The 1,025-nt window shown below is 56.2% G+C and carries 1 protein-coding gene; it reads right to left on the reverse strand.

The window, feature by feature from the left end; translation table 11 throughout:
• Window positions 1–698: LuxR family transcriptional regulator (locus A2I95_RS42140; protein ID WP_291738182.1), on the reverse strand; the 698-nt coding region annotated here is incomplete at its 3' end.
• Window positions 699–1,025 lie beyond the last annotated feature (327 nt).

Genomic DNA, 1,025 nt, shown 5'->3' on the forward strand with positions numbered 1-1,025 from the left:
GTCATGGCCCGGGCTATGGCATGCGTCGTATTGATCGCACCAAGCTTGAACCGGGCGCTTTCAATATAGACACGCAGCGTGTGTTCCGAGATTGACAGGGTTTTTGCCACCTGTGCACGACTGTAACCGATTGCCAGCAATGTCAGCGCGTCCACTTCACGCGGCGACAGCGGCTGAGCCTGCTCCGGACTGCGGCTGGGCTCAAATTCAAGCGCTTTGCGATTAAAGTAATGCGCCATCAGGATCATATCCCGGCTGCAGCGCTCGGTGAGTTTCTCCCAAGCCTCATCGTCGCAATTGTGGCTGACGGTAAACACCGCAAATTGCCCGTTCGGCCCACGGATCGGAATAGAATAGCCTTGGTTGCCGACCCCATGCTCCAACGCGTCTTTCAGAAATTCGCGGGCCGGTTTCGGCGACCAGTCCAGCCGTTTCCAGTCAACCGGGTGGAACCGCTGATAGCAGCCGGCCACCACCGGATCGACCCGCACATAGGCCATTTCCTGGTAGCGTTCGACCCAGGTCTGCGGATAAGTGCCGAAATGGTAGTGGTCGCCGGCGCTGTCGACCCAGTGATACATGGCATGATCGACCCCGAACACACCGCACACCTGGTCAACTATCGATTGCAGCGCATCAATGGTTTTGGTGGCGTCAAGCGCCTCCAAAATGCGGTCCAGTTCTGCCTTATGTGCCATCGCCGTATACCAGTTTAGTCCAGAGCCTGCCCGATCCGGCTATTCACAACCAACAAGGCTGTCTCAGGCTTCGTTGCAAACAACTTTTGTTCTTTTGCAGTGCGGGACTCTGTGCGGTCAATGACAACCTCAGGGGTTTGGGCAGTTTACTGCAGCCAGGCACCTGATTGCGCGGGTATTGCGCCGGGAGCGCAACACTAGCAACTTAATTGCGCGACCTCCAAGCCCCGCCTCCCCGGAAATAGTGAGGGCGCAGCGGTTAACTTCCTGAAAAAGATAAAATTACAAAAAACCCGCGAAGCACAGGTGTGATTCGCGGGTGAATTT

It is taken from the genome of Leisingera sp. F5 (assembly GCF_001593695.1).